At 75.7% G+C, this 20,526-nt stretch carries 20 protein-coding genes and 1 pseudogene; 10 read left to right on the forward strand and 11 right to left on the reverse strand.

Translation table 11 applies throughout. From position 1 onward, the window contains the following. Positions 1-29 precede the first annotated feature (29 nt). The 5 genes from AB0D10_RS06925 to AB0D10_RS06945 form a co-directional block, all read right to left on the reverse strand. Entirely contained in the window at positions 30-1,640 is a 1,611-nt protein-coding gene (locus AB0D10_RS06925) for a hypothetical protein (RefSeq protein ID WP_360252539.1), read from the reverse strand. Further along, complete coding sequence (locus AB0D10_RS06930; RefSeq protein ID WP_360252542.1) at positions 1,634-2,563, reverse strand: ABC transporter ATP-binding protein; 930 nt, start codon at positions 2,561-2,563, stop codon at positions 1,634-1,636. The genes AB0D10_RS06925 and AB0D10_RS06930 overlap by 7 nt, the downstream gene beginning before the upstream one ends. Positions 2,564-2,653: 90 nt before the next feature. Then, entirely contained in the window at positions 2,654-3,226 is a 573-nt protein-coding gene (locus tag AB0D10_RS06935; RefSeq protein WP_360252545.1) for a TrmH family RNA methyltransferase, read from the reverse strand. Further along, positions 3,223-3,867: a methyltransferase gene (locus tag AB0D10_RS06940; protein ID WP_360252548.1), complete on the reverse strand. Its 645-nt coding sequence runs from the start codon at positions 3,865-3,867 to the stop codon at positions 3,223-3,225. The genes AB0D10_RS06935 and AB0D10_RS06940 overlap by 4 nt, the downstream gene beginning before the upstream one ends. 176 nt (positions 3,868-4,043) lie before the next feature. Beyond that, positions 4,044-4,511, reverse strand: coding sequence for a carboxymuconolactone decarboxylase family protein (locus tag AB0D10_RS06945; protein ID WP_360252551.1), 468 nt, complete (start codon positions 4,509-4,511; stop codon positions 4,044-4,046). Positions 4,512-4,723: 212 nt separating this feature from the next. Here AB0D10_RS06945 and AB0D10_RS06950 point away from each other — a divergent pair, with 212 nt between their 5' ends. Beyond that, positions 4,724-4,921, forward strand: coding sequence for a hypothetical protein (locus tag AB0D10_RS06950; RefSeq protein ID WP_360252554.1), 198 nt, complete (start codon positions 4,724-4,726; stop codon positions 4,919-4,921). Positions 4,922-4,949: 28 nt separating this feature from the next. Here AB0D10_RS06950 and AB0D10_RS06955 read toward each other — a convergent pair whose 3' ends face one another. Then, entirely contained in the window at positions 4,950-7,610 is a 2,661-nt protein-coding gene (locus tag AB0D10_RS06955; RefSeq protein ID WP_360252557.1) for a lysylphosphatidylglycerol synthase transmembrane domain-containing protein, read from the reverse strand. A gap of 225 nt (positions 7,611-7,835) precedes the next feature. On the opposite strand from AB0D10_RS06955, the gene AB0D10_RS06960 reads away from it, so the two are divergent. From AB0D10_RS06960 to AB0D10_RS06975, 4 genes are all read left to right on the forward strand, one after another. Continuing rightward, positions 7,836-8,102 (forward strand): UBP-type zinc finger domain-containing protein, encoded by a 267-nt coding sequence (locus tag AB0D10_RS06960; protein WP_360252560.1) that lies wholly within the window; start codon positions 7,836-7,838, stop codon positions 8,100-8,102. 131 nt (positions 8,103-8,233) lie between these two features. Beyond that, positions 8,234-8,506 (forward strand): hypothetical protein, encoded by a 273-nt coding sequence (locus tag AB0D10_RS06965; protein ID WP_360252563.1) that lies wholly within the window; start codon positions 8,234-8,236, stop codon positions 8,504-8,506. A gap of 239 nt (positions 8,507-8,745) precedes the next feature. Next, positions 8,746-10,035, forward strand: coding sequence for a serine hydrolase domain-containing protein (locus AB0D10_RS06970; RefSeq protein WP_360252566.1), 1,290 nt, complete (start codon positions 8,746-8,748; stop codon positions 10,033-10,035). Between the two features lie 86 nt (positions 10,036-10,121). Continuing rightward, positions 10,122-11,189 (forward strand): sigma-70 family RNA polymerase sigma factor, encoded by a 1,068-nt coding sequence (locus tag AB0D10_RS06975; RefSeq protein WP_360252569.1) that lies wholly within the window; start codon positions 10,122-10,124, stop codon positions 11,187-11,189. A gap of 57 nt (positions 11,190-11,246) precedes the next feature. On the opposite strand, the pseudogene AB0D10_RS06980 reads toward AB0D10_RS06975, so the two are convergent. Further along, positions 11,247-11,486 (reverse strand): annotated as a pseudogene (locus AB0D10_RS06980) (hypothetical protein); the annotation flags it as partial. A 104-nt stretch (positions 11,487-11,590) separates the two neighbouring features. Here AB0D10_RS06980 and AB0D10_RS06985 point away from each other — a divergent pair. Then, positions 11,591-12,082, forward strand: coding sequence for an NUDIX hydrolase (locus AB0D10_RS06985; RefSeq protein WP_360252572.1), 492 nt, complete (start codon positions 11,591-11,593; stop codon positions 12,080-12,082). 170 nt (positions 12,083-12,252) lie between these two features. Here the strand turns inward: AB0D10_RS06985 and AB0D10_RS06990 are convergent, their stop codons facing one another. From AB0D10_RS06990 to AB0D10_RS07005, 4 genes are all read right to left on the reverse strand, one after another. Continuing rightward, positions 12,253-13,011, reverse strand: a complete 759-nt coding sequence (locus tag AB0D10_RS06990; RefSeq protein WP_360252575.1) for a Clp protease N-terminal domain-containing protein — start codon at positions 13,009-13,011, stop codon at positions 12,253-12,255. A 77-nt stretch (positions 13,012-13,088) separates the two neighbouring features. Then, complete coding sequence (locus tag AB0D10_RS06995; protein WP_360252578.1) at positions 13,089-13,832, reverse strand: tyrosine-protein phosphatase; 744 nt, start codon at positions 13,830-13,832, stop codon at positions 13,089-13,091. A gap of 196 nt (positions 13,833-14,028) precedes the next feature. Then, complete coding sequence (locus tag AB0D10_RS07000) at positions 14,029-14,745, reverse strand: VC0807 family protein (RefSeq protein ID WP_360252581.1); 717 nt, start codon at positions 14,743-14,745, stop codon at positions 14,029-14,031. A gap of 205 nt (positions 14,746-14,950) precedes the next feature. Further along, on the reverse strand, positions 14,951-15,643 hold the full coding sequence (locus AB0D10_RS07005) for a hypothetical protein (RefSeq protein ID WP_360252584.1): 693 nt from the start codon (positions 15,641-15,643) through the stop codon (positions 14,951-14,953). A 554-nt stretch (positions 15,644-16,197) separates the two neighbouring features. Between AB0D10_RS07005 and AB0D10_RS07010 the strand changes: the two genes are divergently transcribed. The 4 genes from AB0D10_RS07010 (at position 16,198) to AB0D10_RS07025 (ending at position 20,525) form a co-directional block, all read left to right on the forward strand. Continuing rightward, entirely contained in the window at positions 16,198-16,950 is a 753-nt protein-coding gene (locus tag AB0D10_RS07010; RefSeq protein ID WP_360253106.1) for an RNA polymerase sigma factor, read from the forward strand. Continuing rightward, positions 16,947-17,993 (forward strand): hypothetical protein, encoded by a 1,047-nt coding sequence (locus tag AB0D10_RS07015; protein WP_360252587.1) that lies wholly within the window; start codon positions 16,947-16,949, stop codon positions 17,991-17,993. The genes AB0D10_RS07010 and AB0D10_RS07015 overlap by 4 nt, the downstream gene beginning before the upstream one ends. 455 nt (positions 17,994-18,448) lie before the next feature. Beyond that, positions 18,449-20,059: a protein kinase gene (locus tag AB0D10_RS07020; RefSeq protein WP_360252590.1), complete on the forward strand. Its 1,611-nt coding sequence runs from the start codon at positions 18,449-18,451 to the stop codon at positions 20,057-20,059. Positions 20,060-20,150: 91 nt separating this feature from the next. Beyond that, complete coding sequence (locus tag AB0D10_RS07025; protein WP_360252593.1) at positions 20,151-20,525, forward strand: VOC family protein; 375 nt, start codon at positions 20,151-20,153, stop codon at positions 20,523-20,525. The last annotated feature ends 1 nt before the right edge of the window (position 20,526 follow it).

Below are 20,526 nucleotides of genomic sequence, written 5' to 3' on the forward strand. Positions count from 1 at the left end.
GTCGGGGACGGTCCCGCGGGGCCGGCGGCTCAGCGGGTGGCATGGCGTATCGCGCCTACGGCGAGGACTCCCAGCGCCAGGGCGGCGGCGAGGCCGGCGACCGCCGCCGGGGCCGGGGCGCCGGCCCCGGAGACGCCGAGGAAGTCCAGGCCGCGGACGTGGTTGACCATCCCGTACCAGAGCAGTGGGTAGACGGTCTGGAACAGCCGCGGACCGCGGGTGACGGTGCCGCAGAGCATGGCCAGGGCGGGGACCAGCAGGGCCCCGGCCAGCGCGCCCGCGGCGGCCCGGGTCTCCCCGGCGCCGAGCAGCCGGACCACCGGCCCGGCCACCACCGCCAGCGCCGGGACGATCCCGGCGAGCAGGCCGGCCAGTGTCCGACGGAGCGGGGACGGACAGGCGCCCAGCAGTTCCTCGACGCTGCCGCCGTCCGCGCGGTGGCCCATCCGGGACCAGAGCAGCACCGGCCAGAGCACGGCGAACGGCAGCACCGCGTGGCTCGGCCCGTCCGGCGCCACACCCAGCGCCAGCGCCGCGATCGCGGCCGCCCCGGCCCACCAGGACCGCTGCCCCCGGACCAGGATCCGTAGCTCGCCGGCGAGCGCGGCGAGCACCGTGCCGCCCCTGCGGGCCGGGGTCAGCCGGGCCGGATCCCGGGCGAAGTCGGCCGGCCCGGCCTCCGGGGCCGCGCCGCCGCCGTCCTGCCGCGGGCCCCCGCGGCCCCACCCGCCCGGGCGCACCCCCGTCGCGCCCGGGCGGAGTTCGGTCGGGGCCGGCCGGGACTCCGCCCCGTCGAAGCGCCGGAACCACAGCGCCCCGAGCAGCGCGATCCCGACCGCCGCCGCCATCAGCAGCAGCCCCGTCCGGGCGGGTCCGCCCGCCTCGCCCGCCCCGAGACCGGGCCAGTCGAAGGTGCCGAGCACCCGGTTGTCCGCCGTCAGTCCGACCCCGAACTCGACGCCGTCGACCGGCCGTCCACTCGCCGCGATCACCTCCCGGATCGAGGCGGTGATCCGCCGCATGCCCAGGAGGTCCGGACCGCCGCCGGTCTGCGCGCCCAGGACGAGTACCAGCCAGACCGCGAACCACACCATCGACCCCAGGCCGCCGCGCAACCCCGGCAGGGTGTCGAAGAGCACCGCGCACCCGGCCACCGCCGCCAGCAGCGGCAGCGTGATCAGGACGTACGGCAGCAGCAGCCGCACCACGTCCACGTGGCCGGAGTCGCCCTTGAGCAGCTGCACACCGAGCGCCGTCCCGGCCAGGGCGGCCAGCATCGAGCCGAACAGCAGCAGATTGCTGCCGAACTTGCCCGCCAGGTAGGCGAACCGGCTGATCGGCGTGGCGGCGAGCAGCCGGCCCACGCCGCCCTGCTCGTCCCGGGGGATCGCCCCGCGTGCGATGCCGAAGCCCGCCAGCGAGAGCCAGACCGCGCCGCCGAGCGCCGTCACCGTCCCCACGTAGCCGCTGGTGTAGCGGCCGTGCAGGTCGGTCACCTGGAACACCTCCCAGCGGGAGTCTCCGACCGGCGCGGCCAGCAGCCCGAGGGCGAGCGTGCCGAGCAGCACGACCAGGTAGCCGGGCCGCCGCCGACGCTCCCGGAAGTCGGCCAGGGCCAGCGCCCCGACGCGCGTCACCACGCTGCCACCTCCTCGGCGGCCGGGGCGGCGGTGAGCAGCAGGTACGCGTCGTCCAGCCGGGGGGCGACGGGCTCCGCCTCCGGGGCGGGCCGGGCCGCGGACAGCACCCGCGCCCGGACGCCCTGCGGGGTACGGGTGGTGCCGCCGAGCAGGAACCGGGAACGCAGCGACGGGAGCCGGTCGGCCGCGACGGTCAGCTCCCAGACCGAGCCCTCCGCGCGCCGAAGCAACTCCTCCGGGGTGCCGTGGTGCAGCAGCCGGCCGTGTCCCATGACGGCGATCCGGTCGGCGGTGGCGGCCACGTCCGGCACGATGTGGGTGGACAGCACGACGATCCGGTCGGCGCCGAGCCCGCTCAGCAGGCTGCCGAAGCGCAGCCGCTCCTCAGGGTCCAGCCCGACCGTCGGCTCGTCCACGATCAGCAGCGCCGGGTCGTTCAGCAGGGCCTGGGCGATGCCGACCCGCTGGCGCATCCCGCCGGACATCGCCCCGAGCCGCTGCCCGGCCGCGCCCGACAGGTTGACCAGGTCGAGCAGTTCGGCGATCCGGGCCTGTGCGGGGCGCCGGCGCATCCCCTTGGCGGCGGCCAGGTAGCCGAGGAACTCACGGGCGGTGAGCTGCGGGTAGACGCCGAAGTCCTGCGGGAGGTAGCCGACGGTGCGGCGCAGCGGCCCGGGGTGCCGGGCGGTGTCGACGCCCTCCCACAGCACCCGCCCCGAGGTGGGCCGGGTGACCGTGGCCAGGACGCGCATCAGGCTCGACTTGCCGGCGCCGTTGGCACCGAGCAGGCCGAGCACGCCGGGCCGCAGCGTCAGCGAGAAGGAGTCCACCGCGCGCTTGCCGCCGCGGTACTCCTTGGTCAGGTCGAGGATCCGGAGTTCGGTCACGCACCGAATGCTTCCGGGCCGGTGCGTTCCGCACATCTGCCGTTCGGCAGAGATCCGCGGGGTTTCCGAGCGGAAACGGCGGGAGGGGTGGGCCTTCCGGCACACCCCTCCCGCCGTTCACCCGCTTCAGTCCTCGTCGCCGAGGTCGCCCCCGAGGTCGCCGTCCGGCGTGCCGCTGATCGCGTACCCCTGCCGGCGCGCCTCGTAGCAGGCCACCGTCGCGGCCGCCGACACGTTCAGCGAGCCGACCCGGCCCAGCTGCGGCACGAACACCACCTGGTCGCAGAGCGCCAGCGCGTCGGGCGTGATCCCGCGGTCCTCGTGCCCGAGCACGAACGCCACCGCCGGGGTGAGCTCGGCGGCGAACATCGGCACCGCCTCGTCGGCCAGTTCCAGGCCGACCACCTTGAAGCCGTCCGCCTTCGCCGCCGCCACCGCCTCGGCGACGGTCGGGAAGTGCTCCACCTTCAGGTACTTGTCGGTGCCCATTGCGGCCTTCTGCGCGCCGGACGAGCGCACCGACGGGGTGTCCCCGGCCAGGTACAGCTTCTCGGCGCCCATCGCCGCGCCGGTCCGGACCACCGAGCCGACGTTGAACGGCGACTGCAGGTTCTCCAGGATCATCGCGAGCCGGAACTCGTTGCTGCGCCGCCACGAGCGGTGCAGACGCTTCAGTTCGGTCCCGCGCAGCTGCTTCACGACGTCGTACCTCGTCCATTCTCCGGGCCCTCGCCCACCTCGGGGCGGGGCCGCGCTTCCAGAATCCGGAACCCGTTGACCGAGGTGACCCGGGTCGTCGGGTAGCCCTGGTCGTTCAGCCACTTCTGCAGCGAGTCCGAGCCCAGGTGCTTCTGCACCACGAGGAACGCCGAGCCGTCCGGGGTCAGCCGGCCGAGCCAGTGGGTCAGCAGGCGGCGCAGCGCCGCCTTGCCGATCCGGATCGGCGGGTTGGAGTAGATCGTCGCGAACCGGACGTCCTCCGGGACGTCGTCGGGCAGCGCGGCCTGCACGTTGCCCAGCCCCAGCGCCCCGGCGTTCAGCCGCACCAGCTCCAGGGCGCGCTCGTTGACGTCCACCGCCCAGACCGGCAGCCGCTTGCGCCGGGTCGCCCAGGTGAGCGCGATCGGGCCGTAGCCGCAGCCGACGTCCAGGATCGGACCGCGCACCCGCGGCTGCGGGGCGTTCTCCAGCAGGATCCGGGTGCCCGGGTCGAGCCGGTCGCGGGAGAACACCCCGGCGTCGGTGGTCAGTTCCAGGGTCAGGTCCGGCAGGGACACCGTGATCGGCCGGCGGTCGCTGGCGACCTCGGGTGCACCGGTGAAGTAGTGCGAGCCGGACATGCGTTCCCCGTCGTTCGTATGGGCCTCGGGGCCACCGGGTGGGTGTGGGTAAGCCCTTTGTACGGCACCGATCGTACCCCCGGCGGCCTGGGCGGCGTTCCGCGCGGGCCACCGGGCGGTGCCGTGCACGACCCCGCGCGCGACGTGGCGGACGGTGCTCCGCGCGGGCCGTCCGGTCAGGCGCTGCCGGGACTCTTGCGGGTGGCCACGTTGATGCGGTTCCAGGCGTTGACGGTGAAGCAGACCGAGATCAGCTGCGCCAGCTCGGCCTCCGTGAAGTGCGCGGCGGCCCGGGCGTACACCGCGTCCGACACCCCGCCGCCGATCCGCGCGATCTCCTCCGCGAGTGCCAGGGCGGCCCGCTCGCGCGCGCTGTACACCCCGGCCGGGGCCTCCGGCCAGACCGGCAGCAGATGGATCCGCTCGTCGGACTCGCCGGCCTTGCGGGCGTCCTTCGCGTGCATGTCGAGGCAGTACGCGCAGCCGTTCAGCTGGGAGGTGCGCATCTGGACGAGTTCGACCAGTGCCGGGTCCAGGCCCGCGCGGGCGGCGGCGTCCAGGGCGATCATCGCGCGGAAGACCTTCGGGACGGTGCGGGCGTAGTCGAGGCGGGCGGGGGTTCCGGTGCTCTCGTTCGTCGTCATGACGTCGACCCTAGGGGCGGAATGAACCCGCTCCCTGGGCCATTGGGCGGCATATTTCGTGGGTCAATCGGCAGGGCGGGCCCGGTGGGCGCGCGCCCTCCGGCAACACGCCGGGGCGGCCCCGGCGCTTCGCGTCCGGACCCCGGGCGGCGGATACTGCCAGTACCGCCACCCGGATCGCGGGGAGCTTCCGAACAGTGAGGACGGATGCCATGCCGCAGGATCACGAGGAGTACCTGATCGACGAGACCGCCGAGACCGTGGAGCCCGACGAGGAGGCGCCCCGGTCCGACGAGTACGACGAGGTCGCCGAGCGCCGCGCCCTCGGTGCCGACCCGGCCACCGATGTCGCGGACGTCGCGGAGCAGGCCAGGGTGGTCCAGCTCGACGAGGACGAGTACCGGGAGTGAGTCGGCCCGCGCCGCGGGCCCCCCGGGCTCACAGCGCGCGGCGTCGCTGCAGCCAGGCCATCGCCGCCCAGCCCGGCAGCACCGGCAGGATCAGCGTCAGCAGCCGGTACAGCGCCACCGCCGCCAGCGCGCCGCCCTTCTCCATCGACGCGGTCTGCTGCAGCAGCGTGATCAGCGCCCCGTCCACCGCGCCGGCCCCGCCCGGGGTCGGCGCCGCGCTGCCCGCCGCGTTGCCCACCAGGAACACCACCGCGACCGAGGCGAAGGACGGCTCCCGCCCGATCGCGCGGGCACAGCAGTACAGGCAGGAGATCAGGCAGATCGACACCAGCAGCTGCCCGGTCACCCCGACCGCCAGCCGGGCCGGGCTGCGCAGCAGGTCCAGCAGCCGGGGCAGCACCTCGGTGGTCAGCGGCCGCAGCCGGGCCGCCAGCCAGCGCCGGGCCACCGGGATCGCCGACACCACCGCCAGCAGCGCCGCCGCCCCCGCCAGTCCGCCCACCACCGCGGGCAGCGCGTCCAGCTCGGAGCCGCCCGGCTGCATGTCCAGCAGGTAGACGAAGGCCCCCAGCTGCAGCAGGTGCAGCACCAGTCCGATCATCGTCCCGACGCCGACGCTGGACAGCGCCTGCGCCGTCGGGATCCCGGCACGCTGCAGCAGGCGGGTGTTCAGCGCGACCCCGCCGACCCCGCCGGGCGACACCAGCTTCACGAACGACCCGGCCAGCTGGGCCAGCACCGCGTTGCGGAAGTCCAGCCGCTCCGGGACGAAGCCGACGAAGCCCATCGCCGCCGTGACGTGGCTGGTCGCCGCCGCGACCAGCGCCAGCAGCAGCCACCACGGGTCGGCGTCCGCCAGGGCGGAGACCGGGTTGTCCTCCGCCGCGAACAACTGCGGGATCAGCAGCCACCCGGCCACCACCCCGCCCACGACCGCCAGCAGCGTCCGCGGCCGCAGCCGCTCCAGCCGCACCGGCCGCCCCACCACCTGCGGCCGGGCCCGCAGCGCCTCCGCCCGGATCTCCTCCAGCAGCCCGCCCGGCCCGGGGCCGTCGGCGGCGGGGCCGTCGGTCGCGGCGCCGTCGGGGGCACCTCGCCGGGGCGCGGGCACGGCGCCGGCCGCCGTCCCCGGGGCGGGCGGGCCCTCGACGGTTGCGGGCGCGCCGGCCCGTTTCGCGTGGAGCTTGAGGGCGCGGCGGGTGGTGTGGGTGAGGGCGATGGGCTGGAGGAGGGGGAGAGCCGCGTCGACCGGGTCGGGGCCGAGGACCGCGGTGGCGGTGCGGACCGAGCGGGCCGCGCCGGTGCGCAGCGCGAGGGTGGTGAGGAGCTGGGCGACGTCGCAGCGCAGGACGAGTTCGGTGGCGGCGATGTCGCCGTCGGCGAAGTCGACCAGGTGCACCGTGCCCGCGTCGTCGACCAGCAGGGAGGAGGGGACGAGGGCGCGGTGGGCGATCTCGCGGCGCTGGAGCAGGGCGAGCTGCCCCCAGGCGTCGGTGAGCAGCGCGTCGGTGATCTCCTCGTCGGCGAGCTGGTCCAGCGTGCGGCCGGGCAGCCGCCGGTACGCGATGAGGGCGGTGTCCTGGCCGAGGCCGGCGGTGGCGGCGATGTCGCGGGTGCGGACGCCGGCGGCCAGGGCCGCGTACGTGACCAGGGCCTCGTGCTCCAGCCCGGTGCGCGGGGAGCGCAGCACCCGGGGGTCGGGGGCGGTGTGCAGCCGCAGCCGGCGCCAGGCGCGCCGGACGGCGGCGGCGGTGACGGCCTGCCGGTCGAGGAGCTGGACGTCGAGTTCGGGGCGGTCGTCGGCCTGCCGGACCCGGTAGCGGTCCGGTCCGGTCGGGTGGGCCTCGACCGGGCGCAGGCCGCTCTCGCGCAGGGCGCGCAGGATCTCGCCGGGCCGGGGGCAGGGGTCGGGGGTGCCGACGGCGTACAGGGTTCCGTGGGCGCCGGTCCAGCCGATCAGCAGGCCGAGCAGCAGCGCGGTGGGGGTGGCGAAGCCGCCGGCGAGTCCGGCGAGGCCGTAGAGGGCGAGGACGCTCCAGGGCAGGCGGCGTTCGCGGCTGCCCGAGGCGGTCATGAAGGCGAGCACCGGGGCGAGGTAGCCGTACACCGGTTCGGTGCGCCCGAGGACCTCGCCCGGCAGCGGCTGGGTGAGCGCGGTGAGCAGCGAGTGCGGGGCGAGGCCGTCGGCCCACAGGTCCACGCCGAGGGTGGCGCCGTAGGCGAGGACGGCGGCGAGCAGCCCGTCGGAGACCTGCTGGAGAGCGCGGCGCCGGTCGGGTCCGAGCAGGCGGCGGACGGCGAGGCCGACCGGCAGCAGCAGGACGGCGGCGGTGGTGAGCCCGCCCGCCAGGCTCGCCAGCGGCCGCGGCACCAGGGAGGCGGCCTCGGCGACGTCGGCGGCGATGCCGCCGGTGGTGGCACGGGCGTAGTCGGCGAGCAGCAGGGTGAGGGCGGCGGCGAACAGACCGCCGAGCAGCCGGATCAGCGCGACCGGCTGCCGGATCCGGCCGGTGACGGGCGCCGGGTGGGCCGGGGACCGGCCGGGGCCGGTCTGCGCGGGTATTCCGCCGGTGCCGGTGCCCGCCGGGCTGCTGCCCGCCGTTCCGGCCGGTCCGTCCGACCGCGCGGACGCACCGCCGGTGTCGCCCCCGTCGGTGTCGCCGTTCGTTCTCCCCGTCGCGATCGCCACGGATGGCATGCTCCCACGTCGTCCGCGGGCGCGGAGCGGGGACGCCGGAGGGGCCGCCGCGGGGCCGGTCGCGTCCGCGGGGTGCGCGGGGCAGCGGGGTGTGCGGGGCGGCCGGATGCGAGGGGCGGCCGCACGGCAGCGGGGCGCCGGTGGTCGCGCCGGTGGTCGCGCCGTGGGCCGGGCGGTGGGCGGGCGGGACGGCCCCGGGCGGCTTAGCCTGCACTCATGAGCGCCTGCGAAGACCTCGCTCTGGCTCCTCAGGACATCGAGCCCCTCCCGCCCGCCGGCGGCTGCGCCGACTGCCTGGCGCAGGGCCGCCGGGACTGGGTGCACCTGCGGATCTGCCTGGACTGCGGTCACATCGGCTGCTGCGACTTCTCGCCGCAGCGGCACGCCACCGCGCACTTCCACAACACCTCCCACCCGGTGATCCGCTCCTACGAGCCGGGGGAGGACTGGCGCTGGTGCTTCGTCCACGAGGTCATGGGCTGAGGCGGGGCGCGTCCGCCGTCGGCGCTCCCGGTGGCGCGGGCACGTCGGCCCGATAAAATCCGGACATGAGGCCCGCGCGGCCCCTCCGGCCGACACCCGTCCGGCCGGTGACCGCCGAAGGGAGGCCGACGATGACCAAGCGAACACCGGGCAGCACCGCCCAGCTCCGCCAGGGCACCCAGGAACTGCTGGAACGCCGCGGCATGGCGAGCCCGCCCGTCCGGATCGCGCCGAAGCTGCGCACCGGTGCGATGTCCTCCGCCGGCGCCGGGTACGGCACCGACGAGGCGTTCCGCCACGGCGGGCGCGACACGCCCGCCACCACCGCGCACTCCGCCCCGGCGATGCACGCCGAACTCAAGGGGCACCGGCACCGCGGCGCGGAGAAGCACTCCGCCCACTGAGTCGCTGCCCGGCCCGCCGTGCCACCGAGGGGTGGGCGCCGAACCCCGGTGCCCACCCCTGACGCATGGTCAGGGGCGTTGTCGGGGCTCGTCTCAGGGCCGGTTCGGGGGATGTCCCGGATGTCACCGCCGGGCGCCCTCCCGAAGACTCTCTCCCGTCAGAACCGCCGCCGCCCGGGCGGGCCGCCGCAGGGGCGGTCCGACGCTCCCCGGGCGAGCCGTCACGGGAGAGAAGCCGGATGAACACCCCGCCCCGCAGCAGCCGTTGGCCCGTCATCGTCGCAGCCGGCGCGCTGCTCACCGTCACGGTCGGCACCGCGGCCCCGGCGCTGGCCGCCGACGCGCCCCCGGGCGGCACCGGAACCGGCACCGTCGCCGCTGCTCCGGCCTCCCCGGCCTCCCCGGCTGCTCCGGCTGCTCCGGCTTCCCCGGCCGTCCGCCCGGGACCGCTGGACCGGCAGTCGCTCGCGAGGACCCTCGACACCCTGCCCGCCGACATCACCGGCGCGCTGGTCCGGGTCGACGGCCCGGGCGCCCGGTGGCGCGGCACCTCGGGCGGGGACGTCCCGGCGGACGCCCGGTTCAGGATCGGCAGCATCTCCAAGGTGTTCACCTCGACCGTGATGCTCCAGCTCGCCGCCGAGGGCGAGGTCGACCTGGACGGCACCGTCCAGCGCTACCTGCCCGGGCTGCTGCCGGCCGACTACCCGGCGGTCACCGTGCGGCAGTTGCTCAACCACACCAGCGGCCTGCCCGGTGGCGGCGGGATGACCTCCGGCGACGGCAGCACGGCGTGGTTCGCCGCGCACAAGGCGGAGTACTTCAGCCCCGAGCAGGTGGTCGCCGACATGCTCACCCAGCCGATGAACTTCGCCCCCGGCACCGCCCAGCAGTACAACGGCAACAACTACTTCGTCGCCGCGATGGTGATCGAGAAGGTCAGCGGCGACACCTTCGCCGACCAGGTCCGCCGGCGCATCACCGGCCCGCTGGGCCTGCACGCCACCTACGTCCCGGACGCCGACGACCTGACCGTCCGCGGCCCGCACGCCCACGGCTACGTGGACGTCCGCGCCGCCGACGGCAGCACCACCCGGGTGGACGTCACCGAGCAGAGCCCGTACCCGTGGGCCGAGGGCGGCATGATCTCCTCCGCCGCCGACCTGGAGCGGTTCTTCGAAGCGCTCTACCGCGGCCGGCTGCTGCCGCCCGCCCAGCAGGCCGAGGTGTTCGCCGTCCCCGACCTGCCGAACAGCCACAACAAGAACTGCGAGATCGGCCCGACCGCCGGCCACGCCTGCTACAGCACCGCGGGCCTGCTGCGGACCGTCCTGCCGAACGGCACCGAGGTCTGGGGCAAGAACGGCTCCCGCCCCGGCTACAGCAGCGGCGTCTTCGCCACCCGCGACCTCTCCCGCACCCTCGTCGTCGGGCTCAACCCGACCGGCATCACCGGCGGGGAGTTCCCCACCCTGTGGAAGCTGGTGACCACCGGCTTCGGCTCCGGCCAGGCGTACGGGACGCGGTGAGCCGCAGCGCGGCGGGCCCGACCGTCGGTGCCCTGCGCTAGGTTCGTCCCGTTCACCAGGGCACGGCAGGACGACGGGGGCGCACGATGGCCGATGTGATCACGGAGGAGCCGGTCGAGCTCCAGCTGGAGCGGTACCGGACCGAACTCACCGGCTACTGCTACCGGATGCTCGGCTCGGTCTTCGAGGCCGAGGACGCGGTGCAGGAGACCATGGTCCGGGCCTGGCGCGGACACCGGGGCTTCGAGGGCCGGGCCGCGCTGCGCTCCTGGCTGTACCGCATCGCCACCAACGTCTGCCTGGACGCGCTGAACGGCCGCAACGCCCGGGCCCGCCCGATGGACCTGGCGGGCCCGGTCACGGTGGCCACGGCGCACGACGCCCAGCTGCCCGAGGTGACCTGGATCGGCCCCGCACCGGACGGCCGGGTACTGCCCGAGACGGGGGACCCGGCCGAGGTGGCCGCCCAGCGCGAGTCCGTGAAGCTCGCGTTCGTGGCCGTGCTGCAGCGGCTCGCGCCCCGGCAGCGCGCGGTGCTGATCCTGCGCGAGGTGCTGGGCTGGAAGGCCGCCGAGGTGGCCGAACTCCTCGGCGTCACCGTGGCCTCGGTCAACAGTGCGCTGCAGCGCGCCCGTGCGGTGCTCGCCGCGGACGCCCCGGCCGCCCGGCCGGCCCCCGCCCTGGACGAGGACCACCGCGCGCTGCTGGACCGCTACGTCCGCGCCTTCGAGGCCTACGACATGGACGGTCTGACGGCGCTGCTGCACGAGGACGTCACGCTCAACATGCCGCCCTTCGCGATGTGGCTGCAGGGGCAGGACGAGCTCCGGGCCTGGATGCTCGGCCCCGGGCACGGCTGCCGCGGCTCCCGGCTCGTCCCGGTGACGGCCAACGGCGGCCCGGCCTTCGCCCAGTACCGGCCGAGCCCGGGGGGCGGGCACGAGCCGTGGGCGCTGATCGTGCCGGAGGTGTCAGCGGGCCGGCTCACCGGGTTCACCAACTTCCTCGACACGGACGTGCTCTTCCCGCTGTTCGGTCTGCCGCCCCGGCTTGCCGCCGGGCAACCGGGCGTCGGGGAGGCGGGGGTCGGGCGGTCCGGCGTCGGGGAGCCGGGCGTCGACCGGCCGGCGAGCGAGGAGTCGGAGGCCGAGTAGCCCGTCCGGTCCGAACGGACCGGCGGCGTCCGGCAGCAGCGCCGAGAGCCCGCTGAACGCGAGCAGTTCGCGCAGCGGGCCGCTCGCGTTCAGCAGCACCACGCCCACCCCGTGCCGGCCGGCGGCGAGCCGCAGCCGGGCGAGCGCGTCGACGACGGCCAGGTCGGGGGCGGTCAGTGCGCCCAGATCGCAGGTCACTACGGCCGTGCTCGGTGTGGTGCCTTCGGTGGTCCCGGTGGTGGTGGTCATGCGGGTTGGACCGTCGCGACGGCGCCGACTCATCGGTGCGGCCCACATCGGCCCGGACGGGTTCCTACCGGCCGGCGTCGGCCCGCACCGGCCCGCCCGAAGTCCGGTGGCAGAGTGGGACCGTCGCACCCACCCGACCCAGGAGGAACACCGTGACGGCTGAGCCCTTGAAGTCCCGCGAGGAATGGCTGGCGTCCCTGCCCAGGATCTACGCGGCGGCGGGCTGCCTGCTGCGGGACGAGTCCGGCCGGGTCCTGATCGTGAAGGCCGGCTACCGCGAGCACTGGCAGTTCCCCGGCGGCACGATCGACCTCGGCGAGGGCCCGGTCGAGTGCGCCAAGCGGGAGCTGGAGGAGGAGACCGGTCTGGTCCGGGAGACGGGCGAGCTGCTGGCCATCTCCTGGACCCACCCCTCGGGCGAGCTCGACCACCCCGCCGAGCACCTCATGTTCGACTTCGGCACCGTCCCGGACGGCACCCCCGTGACCGTCCCGGCCGGCGAGCTGGACGACCACCGCTGGGCGCCGGTCGAGGAGGCGCTGGAGCTGCTCGGCCCGGCCCGTTCGGCCCGGCTGCGGGCGGCGCTGGAGTCGGCCGTGGACGGCCGGGTCCGGATCGTCACCACCCGCGTCTCCGGGTTCTAGGAGCGTCCTGGAGATCTTGCTCCGGGTGCCCGATTCACTGCGGATTGCCAGTAAATGTCAATCGGGTCGAACTGGTGCAAGCCGGGCGCGCTTCCAAGATCTTCATCAGACTCCTGGCGCGAAGTGCCGCGCCCCGGGCGGGGGTTCCGTCCGGGGCGCGGCGCGGGGACTCAGTCCTGCTGCTCGGACTCCGCGGTCCGGGCGGCGATGAGGGCGGCGATGGCCTCCGAGACGAAGGTCTCCGCCTCGGACTTGTCGACCTTGAGCGCGGTGAGGACGCCCTTGCGGTCGTCCTGCTCCAGCAGGGCGAGCAGGATGTGCTCGGTGCCGACGTAGTTGTGCCCGAGCTTGAGCGCCTCGCGGAAGGTCAGCTCCAGCACCTTCTTGCTCCCGGCGTCGAAGGGGATCAGCGCGGGCAGTTCCTCGACGCCGGCCGGCAGGGCGGCGGTCGCAGCGGCCCGCAGGGCCTCCGGGGTGACGCCCTGGGCGGTGAGCGCCTTCATCCCGATGCCCTCGGGTTCGGCGAGCAGGCCGAGCAGCAGGTGCTCCGTGGTGATCTCGGCGTTGCCGGCCTTCCGGGCCTCCTCCTGCGAGGCCACCACGACGCTGCGGGCCCGGGGGGTGAACCGGCTGAACCCCTGGCTGGGGTCGAGGTCGGCCGGGGTGGCCGGGTCCTTGGGGACGAAGCGCTTCTGGGCGGCCTGCTTGCTGACGCCCATGCTGCGGCCGATGTCGGTCCAGGAGGCACCGGAGCGCCGGGCCTGGTCGACGAAGTGGCCGATCAGGTGGTCGGCGAGTTCGCCCAGGTGGTCCGCGGCGATGACCGCGTCCGAGAGCTGGTCCAGCGCGTCGGTGTGGACGGTCTTGATCGCGGCGATCAGGTCGTCGAGGCGCAGGGGAGTGCTGGTGGGAACAACGGGATTCTCCATGCGTCAACCGTAGGTTGTCGACCCGAGGGTCGTCAACCATCGGTTGACGATTGTCGTGGAGCTTCCGCCGGCCCGCCCTACACGCCGGGCAACAGCCGGTCGCGGACGGCGGCGATCCGGTCGGGCGCGACGCCCGCAGCGAGCAGGTAGCCGACCGGGTCGAAGTCGTCGAGCGCGGCCTCCAGGGCGGCCTCGGAGGTGGTGCCGGCCTCGGCGAGCACCGCGTCGATCCGGCGGTACGGGTCCGGCAGGCCCAGAATTCCGTACAGCGGACGGACGTTGGGGTCGCTCAGCAGGTAGTCCTCGGCGATCACGGCCCGGTCGACCCCGGCCAGGGCGAGCAGCAGCAGGGCGGCGAGGCCGGTGCGGTCACGGCCGGCGCCGCAGTGTACGACCACGCCGCCGGGGCGGGCGCCGGCGATCGCGGCGATCAGCGCGGCGGCGGCGTGCGGGCAGTGGTCCAGGTACGGGCGGAGCGCGAGCGGGGTGCCGTCCAGCCGGCCGTGAGCCTCCCACCAGGCGGGGCCGGCCAGTTCGTCCAGCGGGACGCGGACCAGGTCGATGCCCTCGGGGAGCGGGAGGAGCGGCTTGTACTCCTCGGCGTCACGCAGGTCGATCACGGTGCGGACGCCGTGGTCGAGGAGGGCCTCCCAGCCCTCGGCGGTGAGGCGGTCCAGGTTGTCCGCCCGGACCATCGCGCGGCGGGCGGTGAGCCGGCCGGCGGCGGTGGGCAGCCCGCCCAGGTCGCGGACGTTCAGGCAGCCGTCCCAGACGAGGGTGCGGTCCTCGGTGGTGGTCAGCGCGTCCGTCGTCCGGCTCATGGGACTCCCCGTTTCCTTGTCGGGGGTCCCGTTACCCCCTCGTTATGCAAGGACTCCCGGGAGATCCGTATGGTTCCTGGCCGTTCGAGTCCTCGGAACCGGTTGTTCAGGTGCCGGTCGGGCGGGGCCGCGGTGTGGGGCGGGGCGGTGCGCGGGCGCCGGCGGGGGTGGTGTCCGGTGCCGCCCGGGGCGGTGCTCAGGCGGCGGTCGGGGCCTCGGTCTCGGCGCTGACCAGCTTCTCCATCGGGTCGGCGGCGATCTGGCCGAGCAGCGAACCGGCCAGGATCGCGCCGAGCAGGAACACGGTGGACAGCCAGGCCATGGTCGACACCGGCAGAGTGAAGGCGCCGACCACCCGGGCCGCGCACTCGGCCAGCAGCGCGGTGCCCCAGATGCCCGAGAACAGGCGCTCGTGGCGGCGGAAGGACCTCGACGCGGCCGCCCGGCCCCCGGCCAGCCGCTGCCAGGCGGCGGCGCGGGCCCGGTCCCCCTTGGTGAGGAAGGGCATCAGCACCGAACTCATCACCGGGCGGCCGATCAGGGCGGAGACCAGGATCGCCAGCGCCACCGTGCCGCTCAGGGCGCCGTCCTTGGCGATCATGAGCCGGGCGTCGCCGGTGACGAAGGTCAGCGCCAGGCCGGCCAGGTTGACGGCCAGCATCAGCGCGGCCCACAGGTTGAGCTTGCGCTCGCTCAGCAGGCCGACGACGGTGCGGGCGGCCGGGAAGGCACTGCTCCAGGCCAGCGCGGCGAACTCGCTGAGGCCGCAGACGGAGTGCAGCAGGTAGTAGCCGGCCATCGGGGCGGCCACGTCGAGGGCCAGCGGGCGGAGGCCGGAGACCAGCGGGTTGGGGGCCTCGGCGGGAGCGGCGACGGCGGTGGTGACGGCTTCGGCGCTGACGGTCTGGCTCACGGTGGGTTCCTCCCCGGCTGGTGGCCGCGGGCTGCTGCCCGCGTCGTGCCTCCAGTCTTTCCGTCCGACCCTCCGTCAGAGCAGTGCCGTCCGTTGCGGGATCCGCGTGACAGCTGTCATGGTGCGCGTCGTGACACCGCCTCCGACCTGCGGGTTTCCGGCGGGCGGCTGTCCGCCGCCTACGGCTCCTGGCCGTCCGCAGGACCTAGCCGTCGGCCGGGAAGGTCCACAGCTCGCGGCCCAGGCTGTCCCGGCAGCGGACGGTGTCGTACCGGTCGTCCCCGGCGGACAGGAAGCCCCGTGCGGCCCCGGCCAGGACGGTCCGGGCGACGGCGTCGCCCCGGGTCCAGGCGCCGGTCAGCACCAGCGCCCCGTCGGCCAGCTCGGCGCGCCGCACCCGGGGCACCGAAGCGGTCAGCAGCGCGGCGTTGACCTCTTCCAGTTCCGCGGGGGAGAGGTAGGTCTCCCCGGTGCAGATGCGGTCGGACTCGGCCTGGCGGCGCAGCTCCGGCAGGCCGTGGTGCCGGACGGCCGCGACGGCGTCGTCCAGCGGGAGCCGCCAGCGCCGTCCGGGCAGCACCTCCCACCAGACGTCCTCGTCGACCGGGAGCACCTCGCCGATCCGGGCCCGCCAGGTCTCGACGCCGTGGCGGACGCGCGGGTCGGGCCGGTGGCCCGGCAGGCCGGCGGCGGTCCAGTCGGCGCGGCGGACCAGGCTGAGGTCGAAGGTGAAGGGCACCCGGTCGGCGGCGGGCCGCTCGACCAGGCCGAGCAGCATCCAGTGGGTGTCGTCCGGCAGGACGAAGGTCCGGCGCCACCCGGTGAGGCCCAGGGCGCGCAGGGCGGGCGCGAGGTGCTCGCGCAGTCCCCTCGCGTGGAGCTCGTGGGCAGTCGTCATCGTTCGTCCCTGCTGGTCGTGCCCGTGGACGAGCGCCCGTCCGCGGGTTGGGGTGGTACCCATCGCTGGTACCCCGGAGGCCTGTCGGCTGGTCCTCGTGGCGTTGTGATCCCTTCGGAACCGGCACGCTCCGGGCCGGGTGGTCCGGGTGGGCCGGTCGGCCCGGAGCGTGCCGGCCGCCCGTGAGTCGAGGCGTGCGGCGGGTCGCGTCGGGCGGGGCCGTGTCCGGTCGGTCCGGGCGTGCGGCGGGTCGGCTCGGCCGGGCACGTTGTCGGGCCCCAAGACCGGTCGGACGGCGGCCCGGACTGATTCGCCTACGGACAACGTAGGCGGTGGGGGCCCGACCGGCCTGCGGGCGAACGGCAGTGGTGCCCGGGACCTTCGCCCCGCGCCGGCCGGTCCTTCGACCGGAGCCGACCCGTTGCCCCGAATGGCGCATCATGTGGCGGGTGCAGAGTGCAGAGCGCCCCGGAGCGGGCACCGGCAGCCCAGTCGGCCGGTCCGGACCAGTACCGACCACCGGCCCACCACCGGGACCGGCCGCTCCGGCGGACCTGTCCGAGGCGGTCCGTGCCGCGCAGGGCGGGGACGAGGAGGCCTTCCGGCTGCTGTTCCGGACCGTCCAGCCGGGCCTGCTGCGCTACCTGCGGGTGCTGGTCGGCGGCCGGCCGGAGGACATGCAGGACGCCGAGGACATCGCCTCGGAGACCTGGCTGCAGATCGCCCGTGACCTGCGGGGCTTCTCCGGCGACGGGGACGGCTTCCGCGGCTGGGCGGCGACCGTCGCCCGCCACCGGGCGCTCGACCACCTGCGAGCCCGCCGCCGCCGTCCGGTCGCCGACCTGCCCTTCGAGTACCTCGTCGAACAGGCGGCCGGGGACGACACCGCGGGCGCCGCGCTGACCACGGTCGGCACCGCCGACGCGCTGGCGCTGATCTCCCGGCTGCCACGCGACCAGGCCGAGGCGGTGCTGTTGCGGGTGGTCATGGAGCTGGACGCGGAGAGCGCCGCCCAAGTGCTCGGCAAGCGGGCGGGCAGCGTCCGGATGGCCGCCCACCGGGGGCTGCGGCGGCTGGCCAAGCTGCTGGAGCAGCCGTTCGTCTCCGGGGACGGCATCCCGTCGGCACGGACGGGCGGTGCGCCGGCCGGTCCGGCGGGCGGTTCCGCGGGGGACCGGTCGGCCGGGAACACGGCCGGAACGAGCGCGGGCAAGGACTCCGGGCGACCCGCGGGGAAAGCCGCGAGAAAAAGTTCTCCGCAGGGTGTGACAGAACGCCCGGCCGCGACGCTGAAGGACATGAGATGAGCACCAACCGATCCCGTCGGATCGACCGTGATGCCGCCGAGCAGTTGCTCGGCGGTGCCGTGGCCGCCCCGTCGGCCGGGCAGGACGCCTCGCTCACCGGACCGGACGGCGGTCCCGGGCAGCTCGCCCGGGTGCTCGCCGCGGCCGCCGCTCCCGCGACGGCCGGAGAACTGGCCGGGGAGGAGGCCGCCCTGGCCGCGTTCCGGGAGGCGAGTCTCACACCCGAACCCGTAGTGACCCCCGTCCGGAGACGATCGATGGCAACCGCCGCGCTGGCCAGGGCCTTCAGCACGAAGGCCGCTGCCGCCGTGCTCGGCGCCACCGCGCTGTGCGGGGTCGCGGTCGCCGCCGGTACCGGCAACCTGCCGTCCGGGCTGGGTGGCGGCCCGACCGAGCCGGAGCACACGTTCGCGGCCCAGGGCGGCGTCCCCGGCACCTCACCGGGTGCCTCGGCCGGTCGTTCCCCGTCCGCCGGTGCACCGTTCGCCCCGGCGTCCGGGTCGGCCCGGCCGTCCGCCGGCCCGCAGACGGCCGCCCCGTCCGGCACCGCGGCCCCCGGCGACCCGTCGGCCGGGGGCCGCGGTGACCGTCCGGCCGTCCCGCCCGCGCTGCTCGGCCTCTGCCGCGGCTTCGCCGACCGGGTGGCCAAGGGCGAGCGCCCGGGCCGACTGGCCGCCGATCCGCTCTACGGCCCGCTGGTCACGGCGGCCGGCGGCGCGGACAAGGTGGCCGACTTCTGCGTCGAGGCGCTCGACGAGGGGGGCGACGACCACCAGGGCGGCACCGCGCAGCCGCGTGACCCCGGCCGCACCGGTGCCGCTCCGAGCACGGGCTCCGGCTCCGGCAAGGGCAACACCGACGGCGGCAGGAGCGGCGGACAGGGCAATACCGGCGGCAGCAGTGACGGGGACACCGGCGGCGGCGACGCCAAGCCGGGCAAGGCCGGAGTGCCGCTGCCGACTCCGCCGGTCGCACCCACCGTGCCGGACGTCCGACCGAGCAAACCGGACCGCTCCGGGAACGGCCAGTCACCCGAGAGGTGACCCCCTGAACTCCGGGTGGGCGGCGAGCGACTCCCCCCGGGCTCGCCGCCCACCCGGAACGCCCCACCCGCACCACCGAGCAATACCCGCACCACCGAGCAGCACCCGCACCACCCGGTACCGCCCCGCGGTACCAGCAGGAAGCAGTACCACCCGAAGACTCCGGGTGGACGGTCGGCTCCCCCGTGCCCACCGTCCACCCGGCCGGCCCCGGCCGGACCGGCAGGCGTTCCCCCGGACGCGTCGCCGGCCCGGCCGGCCCGGAAACGTGCGGCCCGCCCTCCCGCAGTCAGGGCGGGCCGCACCCCCGCGCCGGCGGCCGGGGGACCGCTGCCCGGTCCCCCGGCCGCCACCCTTCGTCCGCCCCCGGCGGGGTCGCACGGCCGTACGGCTATCGTGCACGGGTGCACGAGGCGGCCCGGGACCCCGGGCAGGGCACGTGAGGGGAGCTCCAGGTGATCGGACGGGCGCTGAACGGGCGTTACGAACTCGTCGAGATGCTCGGCGTCGGCGGCATGGCCACCGTCTGGCGCGGCGTGGACCGCGTGCTGGGTCGCCAGGTGGCCGTGAAGGTCCTCAACGGGGGCCTCGCCGACGACCCCCGCTTCGCCGAGCGCTTCAGCCGGGAGGCGCAGCACGCGGCCATGCTGGTGCACCCGAGGATCGTCATGGTCTTCGACTCGGGTGTGGACCAGGGCACCCCGTTCATCGTCATGGAGCTGGTCAGCGGCCGTTCGCTGGCGGCCGTGCTGGCGCAGCAGCCCACCCTGCCGGTGGAACGGGCCGTGGGCATCGCGGCGGCGGTCTGCGAGGCGCTGGCGGTCGCGCACGCGGCCGGGCTGGTGCACCGGGACATCAAGCCCGGGAACATCATGATCACTGACGACGGTGGGGTGAAGGTCGTCGACTTCGGCATCGCCCGGGCCGGCTCCTCCAGCAACCTGACGCAGACCGCCAGCGTGCTCGGTACGGCCGCCTACCTCTCGCCCGAGCAGGCCACCGCCTCGGCGCTGGACGGGCGGACCGACCTGTACGCGGTCGGCTGCGTGCTCACCGAGATGCTCACCGGCGCGACCCCGTTCACCGCCGAGAGCCCGGTGGCGATCGCCTTCAAGCACGTCAGCGAGCAGCCCGTGCCGCCGTCCGCGCGGCGCCCCGGCTTGCCGCCCGCCCTGGACGCGACGGTGCTGCGCCTGCTCGCCAAGGATCCGGCCGGCCGGCCGGCCGACGCCTCCGCGGCGCGGGGCGAACTGCTCGCCACCGTACCGGGGCTGGTCGTCGGCGACCCGACGGCCGAACTCCTCGCGACCACCGCGGCGGCCACCCAGGTGCTCCCGCCGGTGGGGCGCGCCGCGTCGCCGTACCCCGGCGGGCCGCCGCCGCACCCGGACCAGCAGCACACCACCCTGCTGCCGCCACAGCCCGCGGCCGCCACCTCGGTGATGGCGCCGATCCCGGTCGGGCCCCCGGCCACAGTCGGGTCTCGGGGCCCGGTCGGGTCGCCGGCCCCCGCTTCGGCGCCGGCCCGCGGCAGCCGACGCAAGCCCCTGGTGTTCGGCGCGCTGGGCGTGGCGGGCCTGGCCGGCGTGACCGCCCTGGCCCTGACCGCCTTCGACGAGCCGGCGGGCAACGCCGCGGCCGCCAAGCCGAGCACGGTCGCCACCTCGTCGGCCGCGAAGCCCGTCACCGGCCCGCCGCCGGCCGCGAGCGCCGGCTCCACAGCCCCGGCGACGCCGTCGGGGGCCCCGGTGCCCACCCAGGCCGTCCCGCGCAACCAGCCCGCGGCGCTGCAGCTCCAGTCCTTCCGCCAGGCCGTCGCCCAGGCCCAGGTCGGCAAGGACCGGGACCACCAGGCGGAGCTGCTGAGGATCCTCGACGCCGCGTCAGCCCACCTCAACGAGGGGGATCCGGACGCCGCCGCGCAGGAGCTCAAGGGCGCCCAGAAGGTGATCAAGGACATGGGCAAGCGGCACGCCATCGACCCGCTGACCAGTGCCAACTGGAACGCCCGCCTCTCGGCCCTGTTCACCACCCTGCACACCGCCGCGGACCTCCAGGACGACTGACGCCCCCTCGCCGCCCCCTCGCCGGCCTTTCGTCGGCCTTTCGTCGGCACCCCTCGCCGACGCCCGGCTGACGGTGCGCCAGAATGGGCCCGTGCTGACGATCGGTTCCCTCGTTCTCGGTGTCTCCGACCTGCCGCGCGCGGTCGCCTTCTGGACGGCGGCCCTCGGCTACGTGCCGCGCGGCGGCCTGGTCGAGGAGGACTGGACGGTCCTGGTGCCCGCCGACGGCGGTGGCGGTGTGCAGCTCGCCCTCGGTCTGAGCGCGTCCCCGGTCCAGGAGCGCCCGCGGGTCCACCTCGACCTCTACGCCGGGGACGCCGCCGACCAGGCCGCCGAGGTCGAGCGCCTGGTCGCCCTGGGCGCCGAACGGGTCGACTGGGAGCTGTACCCGCAGGACCCCGACTTCGTCGTCCTCGCCGACCCGGAGGGCAACCGCTTCTGCGTCATCGACACGTCCCGCGGGTGAC

Origin of the sequence: Kitasatospora sp. NPDC048545, assembly GCF_040651155.1 — a bacterium.
Lineage (GTDB): Bacteria > Actinomycetota > Actinomycetes > Streptomycetales > Streptomycetaceae > Kitasatospora.